The following is a 15,228-nucleotide window of genomic DNA, read 5'->3' as shown; positions in this document are numbered from 1 at the left end:
GCCACCGCACCGGGAGCGGCGGTAGGGCGCATACGGCCACTCCTCACTACCGTGGACGCCATGGGCGACGACCGCAGGCAGCGCAAGCTCGTGGTGGACGAACACACCACCTGGCTGTGGAGCCACCGGCAGAAACGGGGCCGCGACGGCGTCTGGCGGGACGCGCTGACGCTGTACCGCGACGGCGTCCGGGTGCGGTTCGTCTTCCGGCCGGGCGGCCCGGACTCCGGCCGGTACACCACCGAGGGCGACCACTGGTTCGAGGGCTGCGTGGGCGACGGCCGCGGTCACCTGCTCAACCTGCGCGAACCCGGTGTCGTCCGGGCGCTGGTCGAGGAGGCCGGGCGGCGCGGGCTGCTGCCCGGGCACGGAGGCGGGCCGGTGGAGGTGGACGGCTGGGAGCTGTTCCCGGCCGTGGTCGCCGCCGTCGACCGCTGACGGGCAGGTCAGGACCAGCGGCCGGTGCGGGCCAGGAGCACGGCGGTCGCGGCGGTGCCCGCGGTGGAGGTGCGCAGCACGCTGCGGCCCAGCCGGTAGGGCCCCGCACCGGCCTCGGCGAACAGCGCCAACTCCTCGGGGGACACGCCCCCTTCGGGGCCGACGACGAGCACGATGTCGCCGGTGGCGGGGAGTTCGACGCCGGACAGGGGTTCCTCGCCGCTCTCGTGGAGTACGGCGGCGAAGTCGGCCTCGGCCAGAAGTGAGGCAACCTGCTTGCTCGTCGCCGCGTCCGCGACCTCGGGGAAGCGGACCCGGCGGGACTGCTTGCCCGCCTCGCGGGCCGTCGCCCGCCACTTGCCGAGTGCCTTCAGGCCGCGCTCGCCCTTCCACTGCGTGATGCACCGGGACGCCGCCCAGGGCACGACGGCGTCGACCCCGACCTCGGTCATCGTCTCGACGGCCAGCTCACCGCGGTCGCCCTTGGGCAGGGCCTGGACGACGGTGATCCGGGGCTGCTCGGCGGGCTCCTCGCGCACGCCGCCGACGACGGTGACGACCAGGCGGTCCTTGCCCTCGGCGGACTTCACGACGCCCTCGGCCCAGCGGCCCCTCCCGTCGGTGAGGACGACGTCCTCGCCCGCCCGCAGGCGCTTCACGGAGACGGCGTGCCGCCCCTCCGGGCCGCCGAGGACGTACTCCCCCGCGGGCAGGTCCTCCGGCCGCAGGGAGTCGGCCACGAACACCGGTGCCGTCATCGTGCGCCGCCTCCCGCCGCATAGCCCGACAACGCTGTCCCGGCGGCGGCGAGTTCGGCCGCCAGCACCTCCACCAGCTGTCCGGCGGGCAGTTCCCGGGCCATCCGGTGGCCCTGTCCCGCCCACAGTGCCATCCCCTGCGCGTCGCCCGCCTTCGCCGCCGCCCTGCGCACCGGCGCGGTGAGGTGGTGCACCTCGGGGTAGGCGGCCGGGGCGTAGGGGCCGTGCTCGCGCAGGAAGCGGTTGACCAGGGCGCGGGCGGGGCGGCCGGAGAAGGCCCGGGTGAGTTCGGTGCGGACGAACAGCGGGTTGGTCAGCGCCTGCTTGTGCAGGTCGTGGGCGCCGGACTCCGGAGTGGCGAGGAACGCGGTGCCGAGCTGGGCCGCGCTCGCGCCGGCCGCGAGGACCGCGGCGATCTGGGTGCCGCGCATGATGCCGCCGGCGGCGACGATCGGCAGGTTCACCGCCTCCCGGACCTGGGCGACCAGCGACAGCAGGCCGGTGCCGGCGCCGCCGGTCTCCGGGTTGTCCCGGTGGGTGCCCTGGTGGCCGCCGGCCTCGACACCCTGGGCGATCACCGCGTCGGCGCCGGACTGCTCGACGGCCCGGGCCTCGTCCGCGGTGGTCGCGCCGACCAGGGCGAAGGTGCCCACGCGGTGCAGGGAGTCGACGACCTCGCGGCTCGGGACGCCGAAGTGGAAGGACACCACCGGTACGGGGTTGTCCAGCAGCACGGCGAGCTTGGTGTCGTAGCCGTCGTCCCGGCCGCAGTCGGGGTCGCCCAGCTCCGTCTCGTACCAGGCGGCCTCGCCGGCCAGCTGGTGGGCGTAGACGTCGACGGCGGCGGCGTTGAAGGGCACGGCGTCGGCCGCTCCGGCGGAGCCGGTGGCCGCGCCGGGGGTCTCCGGCTGCGGGAGGAAGAGGTTGACGCCGAACGGTCGGCTCGTCAGCCCCCGCAGCTGTTTGATCTCCTGGTACATCCCGTCCGCGGTCTTGTACCCGGCGGCCAGGAAGCCCAGCCCGCCCGCCTCGGACACCGCGGCCGCGAGCCGTGGCACGGAGACGCCGCCCGCCATGGGCGCCTGCACGATCGGGTAGGGGAAGAGATCGGTCAGTGCGGAGGACATGACGGCATGTTGTCACGTCCTCCACACAAGTCCGAATCCGGGCTTCCGTCGGCATACGCCAGAAGCATCCGCTTCCCCGGCAGGGCGTCAGCGCCCGTTGAAGGCGTCCTTCAGCCGGGAGAACAGCCCCTGCTGCCCCGGCTGACCGTGCCTGCCCGGGGGCAACCCCCGGACCCCGGCAGCCCCCGCGCCGGCACAGCCGACCCGCCCCGCCGAGCTGCGCGTCAGCGCCCGTTGAAGGCGTCCTTCAGCCGGGAGAACAGCCCCTGCTGCCCGGGCTGGAACTGCCCGGTCGGGCGTTCCTCGCCGCGGAGCTTGGCCAGCTCGCGCAGGAGGCGTTCCTGTTCGGGGTCGAGCTTGCCCGGGGTGGTGACCTCGACGTGGACGATGAGGTCGCCGCGGCCGCCGCCGCGCAGGTGGGTGACGCCCCGGCCGTGCTTCGGGATCGACTGGCCGGACTGGGTGCCCGGGCGGATGTCGACCTCCTCCATGCCGTCGAGGGTCTCCAGCGGCACCTTGGTGCCGAGGGCCGCCGCCGTCATCGGGATGGTGACCGTGCAGTGCAGGTCGTCGCCGCGGCGCTGGAAGGTGGAGTGCGGCAGCTCGTGGATCTCGACGTACAGGTCGCCGGCGGGGCCGCCGCCGGGGCCGACCTCGCCCTCGCCCGCGAGCTGGATCCGGGTGCCGTTGTCGACACCGGCCGGGATCTTCACGGTCAGGGTGCGCCGGGAGCGGACCCGGCCGTCGCCCGCGCACTCCGGGCACGGGGTCGGGACCACGGTGCCGAAGCCCTGGCACTGCGGGCAGGGGCGCGAGGTCATGACCTGGCCCAGGAAGGACCGGGTGACCTGCGAGACCTCACCGCGGCCGCGGCACATGTCACACGTCTGCGCCGACGTGCCCGGCGCCGCACCCTCGCCGTTGCAGGTGTTGCAGACGACCGCGGTGTCGACCTGGATGTCCTTGGTCGTACCGAACGCGGCCTCGTCCAGCTCCACCTCGATGCGGATCATCGCGTCCTGGCCGCGGCGGGTGCGCGAGCGCGGCCCGCGCTGCGACGCCGTACCGAAGAACGCGTCCATGATGTCCGAGAAGTTCCCGAAGCCGCCCGCGCCGAAGCCGCCCGCACCACCGCCGGCGGCCTGCGAGAGGGGGTCGCCGCCGAGGTCGTAGACCTGCTTCTTCTGCGGGTCCGACAACACCTCGTAGGCGGCGTTGATCTCCTTGAACCGCTCCTGGGTCTTCGGATCGGGGTTGACGTCCGGGTGCAGCTCGCGGGCGAGCCTCCGGAACGCCTTCTTGATCTCGTCCTGGGAAGCGTCGCGGCGCACGCCGAGTACGGCGTAGTAGTCCGTGGCCACCTACGACTCCGCCAGGATCTGTCCGACGTACCGTGCCACTGCGCGTACCGCTCCCATCGTTCCCGGGTAGTCCATGCGGGTCGGTCCGACCACGCCGAGCTTGGCAACCGCCTCGCCGCCCGAACCGTAGCCGACCGACACGACGGACGTTGAGTTGAGTCCTTCGTGGGCGTTCTCATGACCGATCCGTACGGTCACGCCCGGATCCTTCGCCTCGCCGAGCAGCTTGAGGAGCACGACCTGCTCCTCCAGCGCCTCCAGCACCGGCCGGATCACCAAGGGGAAGTCGTGCCCGAAGCGGGTCAGATTGGCGGTGCCGCCGATCATCAGCCGCTCCTCGTTCTCCTCGACCAGCGTCTCCAGGAGAGTGGAGAGCACGGTGGAGACCGTACCGCGATCCTCGGCCTCGAAGGGCTCCGCCAGATCTTCCACCAGAGCCGGCACATCCGTGAAACGGCGTCCCGCGACCCGGCTGTTGAGCCGCGCCCGCAGATCGGCCAGCGAAGCCTCGCCGAACGGCGCCGGGCAGTCCACCATCCGCTGCTCGACCCGGCCGGTGTCCGTGATCAGCACCAGCATCAGGCGCGCGGGCGCGAGCGAGAGCAGCTCCACGTGCCGCACGGTCGAGCGGGTCAGCGACGGGTACTGCACGACCGCGACCTGCCGGGTGAGCTGCGCGAGCAGCCGCACCGTGCGGGCCACCACGTCGTCGAGGTCGACGGCGCCCTCCAGGAAGTTCTGGATGGCACGCCGCTCGGGCGCGGTCATCGGCTTGACGCCGGCCAGCTTGTCGACGAAGAGCCGGTAGCCCTTGTCGGTCGGGATGCGCCCGGCGCTGGTGTGCGGCTGGGCGATGAACCCCTCGTCCTCCAGGGCCGCCATGTCATTGCGCACGGTGGCCGGGGAGACACCGAGGTTGTGCCGCTCGGTGAGGGCCTTGGAACCGACCGGCTCCTCGGTGCCGACGTAGTCCTGGACGATGGCACGCAGCACCTTCAGCCTGCGTTCACTGAGCATCGGCGCGCACCTCCAGCTGTCCGTCCGCCCGTTTCCGGCCTGTCTGTCCTGGCACTCATGGCTCGCGAGTGCCAGACTTCCCCGGCCCAGTGTACGGCCGTGGGGTACGCCCCCGGCAAGGCCGGGGCGATGCCGTTAGCGTCGTCGCCGTGACGGTGACTTGGGAAGAGCGGGGCTGGGAGCGGCTGGCGGACGGGGCGGGGCGGTGCCGGCTGCCGGGATGGGACTGCACGGCGGGGCTGGTGCTCGGCGCGGACGCGGCGCTGATGGTGGACGCGGGGTCGAGCCTCGACGAGGGCGCCCGGCTGCGCGAGGGGGCGCGGCGGCTCGCCGGCCGCCGTGTGACACATCTCGCGCTGACCCACCCGCACTTCGACCACGTCTTCGGCGCCGCGGCGTTCGAGGGCGCGGAGGTGTACGGCGCCACGGGCGCGGGCGCGCTGTTCGCGCCGGGCGGACGGGGGCGGGAGGCGCTGCGCGCGGACGCGGTGGCGGAGGGCCTGGACGCGCGCCGGGCGGCGGAAGCGGCGGACGCGCTCGTCCCCGTCCGGCACGAGGTCCGCGGCGAGTGCGGGCTCGACCTGGGCGGTGGACGGCGGGTCCTGCTGGCCGACGTGGGCCCGGGCCACACCGGGCACGACCTCGCGGTGCTGGTGCCGGGCGCCCCGGCGGTCGTCTTCTGCGGCGACCTGGTCGAGGAGTCCGGCGAGCCGCAGGCGGGCCCCGACGCCGTACCGGCGCGCTGGCCGGCCGCCCTGGACCGGCTGCTGGAGCTGGGCGGTGCCGACGCGCTGTACGTACCCGGTCACGGAGCGGTGGTGGACGCGGCCTTCGTCCGGGCCCAACGGGACGCGCTGGCCGCCCGGTTCGGCGTGTCGCGCTGATCACGGAGCGGGCGTTCCTCGTATCGTCGGGAGAATGCGCCAGTACTCCGCCGACCTGACCCCTCCGTGGAAGAAACCGCAGCCCGTCCCCGAGGTACCGGCCGATCCCGGCCTGGTGGTCGAGGAGCCCGGCACCGGGTTCTGCGGCGCCGTGATCGGCTGCGAGGCGGGCACGGTGACCCTGGAGGACCGCTTCGGCAAGCACCGGGTGTTCCCGATGGAACCGCGCGGCTTCCTGCTGGAGGGCCGCGTGGTGACGCTGGTCCGCCCGTCCTCCACCGGTCCGGCGCGCTCCGCCCCCTCCCGTACGGCGTCCGGTTCGGTCGCCGTCCCCGGCGCGCGGGCACGGGTGGCGCGCGCCGGGCGCATCTACGTCGAGGGGCGGCACGACGCCGAGCTGGTCGAGAAGGTCTGGGGCGACGACCTGCGCATCGAGGGCGTGGTCGTGGAGTACCTGGGCGGCGTGGACGACCTGCCGTCGATCGTCGCCGACTTCGCCCCGGGCCCGGACGCACGGCTCGGCGTCCTGGTGGACCACCTGGTGCCGGGTTCGAAGGAGTGGCGGATCGCGGAGGCGGTGACGAGCGAGCACGCGCTGGTCGTGGGCCACCCGTACATCGACATCTGGGAGGCCGTGAAGCCGTCGTCGGTCGGCATCGACGCCTGGCCACGCGTCCCCCACGGCCAGGACTGGAAGACGGGGGTGTGCCGGGCCCTGGGGTGGCCGTCGGAGAACACGGGCGCGGTGTGGCAGGCGATCCTGGCGCGGGTGAGGTCCTACAAGGACCTGGAGCCGGAGCTGCTGGGACGGGTGGAGGAGCTGATCGACTTCGTCACGGGTAGCGGTGGGGCCTGACTCCGGTGAACGTCCCGAATGCGCTGGTGTCGAGATCGACGCCCAGAGCCTCCAGCGGCAGTCGGTCGCCGAATTTCACGATCTCCTGAGTCAGGTAGTCGGCCTCCTCACCCTGGCCGGTGGGCTTCGTCAGCAGGACGCACTGCGCCATGATCGGGTCCAGGACGAGGTAGAGGGGGATCTTTCCCGCCGCGTAGATCGAGCGCTTGGTTACGTAGTCCTGGTGGACGCTGGACTTGGAGACGACCTCCACGACCATCGTGACCAACTGGCAGGCCAGCAGGCGACCTGATGCAGGCACAAGCTCCCGCCGCAACACAACCAGGTCCGGCACCGGCTCGCTCGCCTCGTCGAGAATGTCGACGTCCTGGGTCTGCAGACGAGACCAGCGCTGCCGTGGGATCTGGTCCTGCACATCGGCAACAATCATGTTGTGCACGATGTCAGGGCTGGCCATCATCACGATTACCCCCCGGAGAAGCTCCACTTTCACGCCCTCGGGAGGCTCAAGTTCCTGGAAGTACTTGGTCATCCCACGTTCGTCCACAGCGGTCATCTCCGTGGCCCTCCACATCCGCCGCGTCCTTTTGGCGGCAGCTTATGAATCAGACTAGGTTCCGAACCTCCATCCCGCACCGATTCACTCCCCCGAGTGATCAGTCCACCAGGTCCCGCACCACCGCGTCCGCCAGCAGCCGTCCGCGCAGCGTCAGCACCGCGCTCCCCGCCTCGTACGGCCCCTCCTCCAGCAGCCCCTCCGACAGCGCCCGCCGCGACGCCGCGAGCCCCGCCTCCCGCAGCAGCGACAGCGGAACGCCCTCCCGCAGGCGCAGCTCCAGCAGGATGCGCTCGACCCGCCGGTCCTCGTCCGTCAGGATCTCGCGCCCCGCGCCCGGCGACTTCCCCGCCGCCAGCGCGCCCGCGTACGCCCCCGGATGCTTCACGTTCCACCACCGCACGCCCCCCACGTGGGAGTGCGCGCCCGGTCCCGCGCCCCACCAGTCGGCGCCCCGCCAGTACAGCTCGTTGTGCAGGCAGCGCCCCGCGTCGGAGGTGGCCCAGTTCGACACCTCGTACCAGTCGTAGCCCGCCGCCGCGAGGGTCTCCTCGGCGATCAGGTACCGGTCGGCGTGCACGTCGTCGTCGGTCATCGGGACCTCGCCGCGCCGGATGCGCCGGGCGAGCTGGGTGCCCTCCTCGACGATCAGGGCGTACGCCGAGACGTGGTCGGGTCCGGCGCCGAGCGCGGCGTCCAGCGAGGCCCGCCAGTCGTCGTCGGACTCGCCGGGGGTGCCGTAGATCAGGTCGAGGTTGACGTGGTCGAAGCCGGCCGTGCGGGCCTCGGCGACGCACGCCTCGGGGCGGCCGGGGGTGTGGGTGCGGTCAAGGATCTTCAGGACGTGCTGCTTGGCGCTCTGCATGCCGAAGGAGATCCGGTTGAAGCCGCCCTCGCGGAGGGTGGCGAGGTACGCCGGGTCGACCGACTCCGGGTTGGCCTCCGTCGTGATCTCCGCGTCCGGCGCCAGGCCGAACTCGTCGCGCACCGCGCGCAGCATCCGCACCAGGTCACCGGCGGCCAGCAGGGTGGGCGTACCGCCGCCGACGAAGACCGTGCGGACCTCGCGGGGGTCGTCGCCGAGCACCTTGCGGGCCAGGCGGACCTCGTCGACGAGCGTGTCGGCGTAGTTGTCCCGGGAGGCGAGGACACCGCCGGTGCCACGCAGCTCGGTGGCGGTGTAGGTGTTGAAGTCGCAGTAGCCGCAGCGGGTCGCGCAGTACGGGACGTGCAGGTAGAAACCGAGGGGGCGGTCGGCGGCCCCGGCGAGCGCGGACGCGGGCAGCGCGCCGTCGGCGGGGACGGGCTCGCCGTCGGGGAGTGCGGAGGGCATGCGTTCCATTGTCCCGTACGGCCGCGGTTACCCGGTCGCCCCGGCCGGCCCCGCGCTACTCGGCCTGGAGCACCAGCAGGGCCAGGTCGTCCTCCGGGGGCCGGGGGCCGAACTCGTGCACCAGCCGCCTGATGCGCTCGGCGACCAGCTCGGCGTCCAGACCCCGGCACCCGGCGAGCGCCACGGCCAGTCCGTCGCCGTCGTCGAACTGGCGGGAGCCACTGCGCCGCTCCGTGATTCCGTCCGTGACGCACAGCAGGGTGTCGCCGGACCGCAGCTCGAAGGACTCGCTGACGTACGTCGCGTCCTCGACGACGCCGAGCAGGGTCTGCGGGCGCGCGACGGCGGACACCGTGCCGTCGGGACCGAGGAGCAGCGGCAGCGGGTGTCCGGCGGACGCGAGGGTGCAGCGGACGCCGCCGTCGAAGGGGACCAGCTCGCCGTAGAGGAGGGAGAGGAAGCGGGTCTGCGGTCCGTCGCCCGGGGCAACCGGTGGGCCGCCCGCGGCGACCAGGGCGCGGGCGGCGGCGTCGGCGGCCTCGGTGGCGTCGTCGAGGAGGAGCTGGTTGAGGCGGTCCAGGACGTCGGGGACGCCGTACTGCTCGCGGGCCAGCAGGCGCAGCCAGGGCCGGGCGAGGCCGATGACGACGGCGGCCTCGGGACCCTTGCCCTGGACGTCGCCCACCGCGAAGCACCAGCGGCCGTCACCGGCTGGGAAGAGGTCGTAGAAGTCGCCGCTGGGGCCGCCCTTGTCGCGGGGTTCGTAGACGAGGGCGCTGCGTACGCCCGGGATCTCCGCGACGGCACCGGGCAGCAGACCGCGCTGGAGTACGGCGCTGATGGTGGCCTGCCGGGCGTACTGGCGGGCGGCGCCGATGGCGAGCGCCACCCGGCGGCTGAGGTCCTCGACCAGGCCGGTGATCTCGTCGGGGAAGCCGCCGGCACCGGCGGCGCCCGGGGTGTCGGCCCGTCCGATGACCAGGGTGCCCAGCGGCCTGCCGCCGGCGACCAGGCGGTAGGCGAGCGCGCTGCCGTGCCTGCCGTCCGGGCCGAGCGCGTCACCGGGCCACGGGTGGCCCACCGGGCCGGAGCGCCACGGGTCGCGCGGGCGGGGCGGGTCCTTCTCGAGGGCGGCACGCAGCTCGTCCAGGTGCCCCTCGCCGGCGTGCCACACACGGGCCAACCGGGCGCCCACGGCCGCCCCGGTGTCGTCGCTCCAGGCGCCCCGGCCCAGGGACTCGTCCTCCAGCCACACCCCGCACCAGTCGGCGAGCCGGGGCACGATCAGCTGGCCGGTGAGGGAGGCGACCAGGTCCTCGTCGAGCTGCCCGGCCAGGAGGTCGGACGCCTCGGCGAGGAAGGACAGCGCGCCCCGGCCCAGCCACTCGCGGTCGCGTACGCCGCGCGGGGCGGTTCCGGCGGTGCCGTCCCACGGGTCGGGCCACCGCGGCTGGTCCGACCGACCGTGGCACTCCCCACGGCCACGGGTGGCGTCCACGTCTTGGTCCGCGTGTTGGTCCGCGCGCCGGCCCGCGTCAGGGCCGGCCGCACGGCTGGGGACGTCCGCCCGACAGCCCGGGCCCGGCGCCGGACCGTCCGAGCCGACCGCACGACCGACGCCATCCTCGTCCGAACCGGCCGCACGGCCGGGGACGGCCGATGCACCGCCGGGTACGGCCGCCCGACAGCCCGGACCCGGCGCCGGACCGTCCGAGCCGACCGCACGACCGACGCCATCCTCGTCCGAACCGGCCGCACGGCCGGGGACGGCCGATGCACCGCCGGGTACGGCCGCCCGACAGCCCGGACCCGGCGCCGGGCCGTCCGACATCCGGGGGCTGTCCGCCCCCGGAGCGTCCGAGGTCCCCGAGCCGTCTCGGCCGCCTTGGCTGACCTGGTCTCCCTGGCCCGCGGAACTCACCTGGCCGGCCTGCATGTCCTCGCCGGACTCGTCGGCCCCGCCGCCCTCACAGACCCCGGTGCCTTCGCCGTCCGCGCCGTCCGTCCCCTCCCCCGGGCCCCCCGTGTCCGGCGCCTCGCCGCGTCGCGCCCCGCATCCTCCGGCGTACGCGTCGGTGTGTCCCGCGGTGTCCGCGCCCGCGGCCGACAACCGCGCCCACACCGTCTTGGTGCCCGGGCGGTACGTGATGCCCCAGGCCTCCGCGAGCGCGGCTACCAGCCGCAGGCCGCGCCCGTACTCGGTGGGATCGTGCGGCATCTCGGGGTCGGTGCTCCTCGGCGCGCGGGACGGGTGCTGGTCAGTGGCCTCGACGACCAGGGTGCCCGTCGCCTCCATCCGGAGGCCCACCTCGACGTCGGTGCCGGCGTGCACCACGGCGTTGGTGACCAGCTCGCTGACGACGACCAGGGCGTCGGCGGCGAGGTGCTCCGTCAGCTGTTCCGTGCCGGGCAGGCCGAGCGCGGACCAGTCGGCGAGCGCGGCCCGCGCCATCGTGCGGGCCGCGCCCGGCGCCAGGGAGCTGCCGAGCAGGGTCACGCGCGCCCGCGCGCACTCCTCGAAGCCCTCGGCGGATGCCTCAACGGCGTGCGCGGGCGCCGCGCTGGCGCGGGAGGCGGTCTCCCGCTGCGTCGGAATGGCCCCCATGGACGTCTCCCCGGGCAGTTCGTGCGAGTTCCTCGCAGTCGATGCCGACAGAGTGACAGACCGGCCCCGTCCATAAGCACGGAGTTACCGAAGTGGGCCGCCATGGGTGAGAACCGTGCTAAGCAGACGTTCGAAGACGGCCGGAAGCCGACGGGAAACCGGACGTCTTCGAACATCCGCGGCCCGGGCCTACGCCTCGCGCGAGCCCTCGTACATCTCCTCGATCAGGTTCTTGTACTCCCGCTCCACCACCGGCCGCTTCAGCTTCAGGCTCGGGGTGATCTCGCCGTGTTCGACGTCGAGGTCGCGGGGCAGCAGGCGGAACTTCTTGATGGTCTGCCAGCGCTGGAGGCCCTCGTTGAGCTGCTTGACGTAGCCGTCGACCATCTCGACGGTCACGGGCGCCGCGACGATCTCGGCGTACGGCTTGCCCTCCAGGCCGTTCTCCTTCGCCCACTCGGTGATCGCGACCTCGTCGAGGGCGATGAGCGCGGTGCAGAAGTTCCGGTCGGCGCCGTGCACCAGGATGTTGGAGACGTAGGGGCAGACCGCCTTGAACTGACCCTCGACCTCGGCCGGCGCGATGTACTTGCCGCCGGACGTCTTGATGAGGTCCTTCTTGCGGTCGGTGATCCGCAGGTAGCCGTCGGGCGACAGTTCGCCGATGTCGCCGGTGTGGAACCAGCCGTCCGGCTCCAGGACCTCGGCGGTCTTCTCGGGCAGCTTGTGGTAGCCCTCCATGATGCCGGGACCGCGCAGCAGGATCTCGCCGTCGTCCGCGATGCGCACCTCGGTGCCGGGCAGCGGCTTGCCGACCGTGCCGGTGCGGTAGGCCTCCCCGGGGTTGACGAAGGACGCGGCGGAGGACTCGGTGAGGCCGTAGCCCTCCAGGATGTGGATGCCGGCTCCGGCGAAGAAGTAGCCGATCTCCGGCGCGAGGGCGGCCGAGCCCGAGACGCAGGCGCGCAGGCGGCCGCCGAAGGCCTCGCGGATCTTGGCGTAGACGAGCCTGTCGGCGACGGCGTGCTTGGTGCGCAGCCCGGCGGGGGCGCTCGCGGTGCCGGTGCGCTTGAAGTTGTCCTGGGTGACCTTGGCGTACTCGCGGGCGATGCCGGCGGCCCACTGGAAGATCTTGTACTTGGCCCCGCCGCCCGCGCGGGCCTTGGCGGCGACGCCGTTGTAGACCTTCTCGAAGATGCGGGGCACGGCCGCCATGTAGGTCGGCTGGACGACCGGCAGGTTCTCGATGATCTTGTCGACCCGGCCGTCGACGGCGGTGACGTGACCGGCCTCGATCTGGCCGGAGGTCAGCACCTTGCCGAAGACGTGCGCGAGCGGCAGCCACAGGTACTGCACGTCGTCCTTGGTGACCAGGCCGGTCGCGGCGATCGCCTTGGCCATGTAGGACCAGCAGTCGTGCGGGAGCCGGACGCCCTTGGGCCGGCCGGTGGTGCCGGAGGTGTAGATGAGGGTGGCGAGCTGGTCCTTGGTGAGCGCGCCGACCCGCTCCTTGATCAGCTGCGCGTCCTTCTCCAGGCGGGCCGCGCCCCTGCGCTCCAGTTCGTCGAGGGTGAGGACCCAGTCCTCGGCGGTGTCCGCGCCGGCCGGGTCGATCACGACGACGTGGGTGAGGTCGGGCAGCTCCGCCTTCTTCTCCTTCGCCTTGGCCAGCTGCGCGGCGTCCTCCGCGATCAGCACCCGGCTCTCGGAGTCGGAGAGGATGTACGCCGATTCGTCGGCGTTGGTCTGCGGGTAGACGGTGGTCGTCGCGGCGCCCGCGCACATGATGCCGAGGTCGGCGAGGATCCACTCCAGCCGGGTGGCGGAGGCCAGGGCCACCCGCTGCTCGGGCTGCACGCCCAGCTCGATCAGGCCGGCCGCGATCGCGTAGACCCGCTCGGCGGCCTGCGCCCAGGTCAGCGACTTCCAGTCGTCGGGGCCCTCGCCCGCGGCCGGCGGCACCGGGTAGCGGTACGCCTCGGCGTCCGGCGTGGCGGCCACCCGCTCCAGGAAGAGTCCCGCCACGGAGGGCGGACGGTTCTCGATCAGTGTCTGTGTGTCGCTCACGACATCCTCCGGGCCCGCGACGGTGCGGCTGGCTCGTTGCGGCTGGCTCAGGTGTGGCTGGTTCACTCTCGGACGGTGTTCAGGTGATGTTCCGGCAGTGGCGCGGACCGTTGTCCGGTCACTTGTTTAACTCACGAGTAACTAAGGGGCAGGCATCAGGGTAAAGGGCGACCGGCCCCCGCGTAAGAGTCCGCGCCCTGTCACTTCCTACAGATGCGCGGCCGTGACATGCGAAGGGACCCGCCGCACTTTCGTACGACGGGCCCCTCGACGTCCGTTTCGCCCGGACTCGGCGTGCGGCGCGGCGGTTACTTCTTGCCCTTGCCCGACCCCGCGCTGTCATCGCTGGACAGGACCGCGATGAAGGCCTCCTGCGGAACCTCCACGGAACCCACCATCTTCATCCGCTTCTTGCCTTCCTTCTGCTTCTCCAGCAGCTTCCGCTTCCGGGAGATGTCACCGCCGTAGCACTTGGCGAGGACGTCCTTGCGGATGGCGCGGATGGTCTCGCGGGCGATCACCCGGGAGCCGATGGCGGCCTGGATGGGCACCTCGAAGGCCTGCCGCGGGATCAGCTCGCGCAGCTTGGCGACGAGACGCACGCCGTAGGCGTACGCCGCGTCCTTGTGCGTGATGGCCGAGAAGGCGTCCACCTTGTCGCCGTGCAGCAGGATGTCGACCTTGACCAGGCTGGAGGTCTGCTCGCCGGTGGGCTCGTAGTCCAGCGAGGCGTAGCCGCGGGTCTTGGACTTCAGCTGGTCGAAGAAGTCGAAGACGATCTCCGCGAGGGGGAGGGTGTAGCGGATCTCGACGCGGTCCTCGGAGAGGTAGTCCATGCCGAGCAGGGTGCCGCGCCGGGTCTGGCACAGCTCCATGATCGAGCCGATGAACTCGGTCGGCGCGAGGATCGTGGCCCGCACGACCGGCTCGTAGACCTCGTTGATCTTGCCCTCGGGGAACTCGCTCGGGTTGGTGACGGTGTGCTCGGTGCCGTCCTCCATGACCACGCGGTAGACCACGTTGGGCGCGGTGGCGATGAGGTCGAGTCCGAACTCGCGCTCCAGCCGCTCGCGGATCACGTCGAGGTGGAGCAGGCCGAGGAAGCCGACGCGGAAGCCGAAGCCGAGGGCGGCGGAGGTCTCCGGCTCGTAGACCAGGGCGGCGTCGTTGAGCTGGAGCTTGTCCAGCGCCTCGCGCAGCTCGGGGTAGTCGGAGCCGTCCAGCGGGTACAGGCCGGAGAAGACCATGGGCCGGGGGTCCTTGTAGCCGCCGAGCGCCTCCTGGGCGCCCTTGTGCATGCTGGTGACGGTGTCGCCGACCTTGGACTGGCGGACGTCCTTCACACCGGTGATCAAGTAGCCCACCTCGCCGACGCCGAGGCCGTCGGCGGAGAGCATCTCCGGCGAGTTGGTGCCGATCTCCAGCAGCTCGTGCGTGGCGCCGGTGGACATCATCCGGATCCGCTCGCGCTTGTTGAGCTGGCCGTCGATGACACGGACGTACGTCACCACTCCGCGGTAGGAGTCGTAGACGGAGTCGAAGATCATCGCGCGGGCGGGGGCGTCCTTGACGCCGACCGGGGCCGGGATCTCGGCGACGACCTTGTCCAGCAGCGCGTCGACGCCGAGGCCGGTCTTGGCGGAGACCTTGAGGACGTCGTCGGGGTCGCAGCCGACCAGGTTGGCCAGCTCCTCGGCGAACTTCTCGGGCTGCGCGGCCGGCAGGTCGATCTTGTTCAGCACCGGGATGATCGTGAGGTCGTTCTCCATCGCCAGGTAGAGGTTGGCGAGGGTCTGGGCCTCGATACCCTGGGCGGCGTCGACGAGGAGGATGGTGCCCTCGCACGCGGCCAGCGACCGCGAGACCTCGTAGGTGAAGTCGACGTGCCCCGGGGTGTCGATCATGTTGAGGATGTGCGTGGCGCCCTTGTCATGGGTCGGGGCCCACGGCAACCGCACCGCCTGGGACTTGATCGTGATGCCGCGCTCGCGCTCGATGTCCATGCGGTCGAGGTACTGGGCGCGCATCTGCCGCTGCTCGACCACACCGGTCAGCTGGAGCATCCGGTCGGCGAGCGTGGACTTGCCGTGGTCGATGTGCGCGATGATGCAGAAGTTGCGGATCAGCGCCGGGTCGGTACGGCTCGGCTCGGGCACATGGCTGGGGATCGCGGGCACGCAGGGTCCTGATTCTTGAGGCGTCCGCAGTGTCTGCGGTCTCGGGTCT

12 protein-coding genes are annotated in these 15,228 nt (G+C 72.5%); 3 read left to right on the top strand and 9 right to left on the bottom strand.

Annotation, left to right across the window (positions count from 1 at the left end; all coding sequences use genetic code 11):
• Positions 1–60: 60 nt before the first annotated feature.
• Positions 61–438, top strand: a complete 378-nt coding sequence (locus ACZ6IM_RS02775) for a hypothetical protein (RefSeq protein WP_469553951.1) — start codon at positions 61–63, stop codon at positions 436–438.
• Positions 439–446: 8 nt separating this feature from the next.
• Here the strand turns inward: ACZ6IM_RS02775 and ACZ6IM_RS02770 are convergent, their stop codons facing one another.
• The 4 genes from ACZ6IM_RS02770 to hrcA all read right to left on the bottom strand — a co-directional run bounded on the left by ACZ6IM_RS02770 (position 447) and on the right by hrcA (position 4,701).
• The gene (locus ACZ6IM_RS02770; RefSeq protein ID WP_052838212.1) at positions 447–1,196 is read right to left on the bottom strand and encodes a 16S rRNA (uracil(1498)-N(3))-methyltransferase; all 750 of its coding nucleotides are present in this window, start codon (positions 1,194–1,196) and stop codon (positions 447–449) included.
• On the bottom strand, positions 1,193–2,323 hold the full coding sequence (locus ACZ6IM_RS02765) for a nitronate monooxygenase (RefSeq protein WP_052838211.1): 1,131 nt from the start codon (positions 2,321–2,323) through the stop codon (positions 1,193–1,195). The genes ACZ6IM_RS02770 and ACZ6IM_RS02765 overlap by 4 nt, the downstream gene beginning before the upstream one ends.
• 224 nt (positions 2,324–2,547) lie before the next feature.
• Positions 2,548–3,684, bottom strand: a complete 1,137-nt coding sequence (gene dnaJ / locus ACZ6IM_RS02760) for a molecular chaperone DnaJ (RefSeq protein WP_003976250.1) — start codon at positions 3,682–3,684, stop codon at positions 2,548–2,550.
• Positions 3,685–4,701 carry a heat-inducible transcriptional repressor HrcA gene (gene hrcA / locus ACZ6IM_RS02755; protein WP_052838210.1) on the bottom strand — a complete coding sequence of 339 codons (1,017 nt, stop codon included), beginning with the start codon at positions 4,699–4,701 and terminating at the stop codon, positions 3,685–3,687.
• 149 nt (positions 4,702–4,850) lie between these two features.
• Between hrcA and ACZ6IM_RS02750 the strand changes: the two genes are divergently transcribed.
• Both ACZ6IM_RS02750 and ACZ6IM_RS02745 read left to right on the top strand, forming a co-directional pair.
• Positions 4,851–5,585, top strand: a complete 735-nt coding sequence (locus ACZ6IM_RS02750) for an MBL fold metallo-hydrolase (RefSeq protein ID WP_052838209.1) — start codon at positions 4,851–4,853, stop codon at positions 5,583–5,585.
• A gap of 34 nt (positions 5,586–5,619) precedes the next feature.
• Positions 5,620–6,441 carry a DUF3097 domain-containing protein gene (locus tag ACZ6IM_RS02745; protein WP_469553947.1) on the top strand — a complete coding sequence of 274 codons (822 nt, stop codon included), beginning with the start codon at positions 5,620–5,622 and terminating at the stop codon, positions 6,439–6,441.
• Here the strand turns inward: ACZ6IM_RS02745 and ACZ6IM_RS02740 are convergent.
• The 5 genes from ACZ6IM_RS02740 to lepA all read right to left on the bottom strand — a co-directional run bounded on the left by ACZ6IM_RS02740 (position 6,419) and on the right by lepA (position 15,179).
• A complete protein-coding gene (locus ACZ6IM_RS02740; RefSeq protein WP_052838207.1) occupies positions 6,419–7,015 on the bottom strand; it encodes a Uma2 family endonuclease in 597 nt (198 codons plus the stop codon). The genes ACZ6IM_RS02745 and ACZ6IM_RS02740 overlap by 23 nt on opposite strands.
• A gap of 82 nt (positions 7,016–7,097) precedes the next feature.
• A complete protein-coding gene (hemW, locus tag ACZ6IM_RS02735) occupies positions 7,098–8,330 on the bottom strand; it encodes a radical SAM family heme chaperone HemW (RefSeq protein ID WP_469553945.1) in 1,233 nt (410 codons plus the stop codon).
• 55 nt (positions 8,331–8,385) lie between these two features.
• Positions 8,386–10,935 (bottom strand): SpoIIE family protein phosphatase, encoded by a 2,550-nt coding sequence (locus ACZ6IM_RS02730; RefSeq protein ID WP_469553944.1) that lies wholly within the window; start codon positions 10,933–10,935, stop codon positions 8,386–8,388.
• A gap of 189 nt (positions 10,936–11,124) precedes the next feature.
• A complete protein-coding gene (locus ACZ6IM_RS02725; protein ID WP_052838204.1) occupies positions 11,125–13,002 on the bottom strand; it encodes an AMP-dependent synthetase/ligase in 1,878 nt (625 codons plus the stop codon).
• 308 nt (positions 13,003–13,310) lie between these two features.
• Complete coding sequence (gene lepA / locus ACZ6IM_RS02720) at positions 13,311–15,179, bottom strand: translation elongation factor 4 (RefSeq protein WP_052838203.1); 1,869 nt, start codon at positions 15,177–15,179, stop codon at positions 13,311–13,313.
• Positions 15,180–15,228: the final 49 nt, after the last annotated feature.

Source organism: Streptomyces sp. NPDC042336 (genome assembly GCF_055581985.1).
This window is presented reverse-complemented; position numbering and strand designations above follow the sequence as displayed.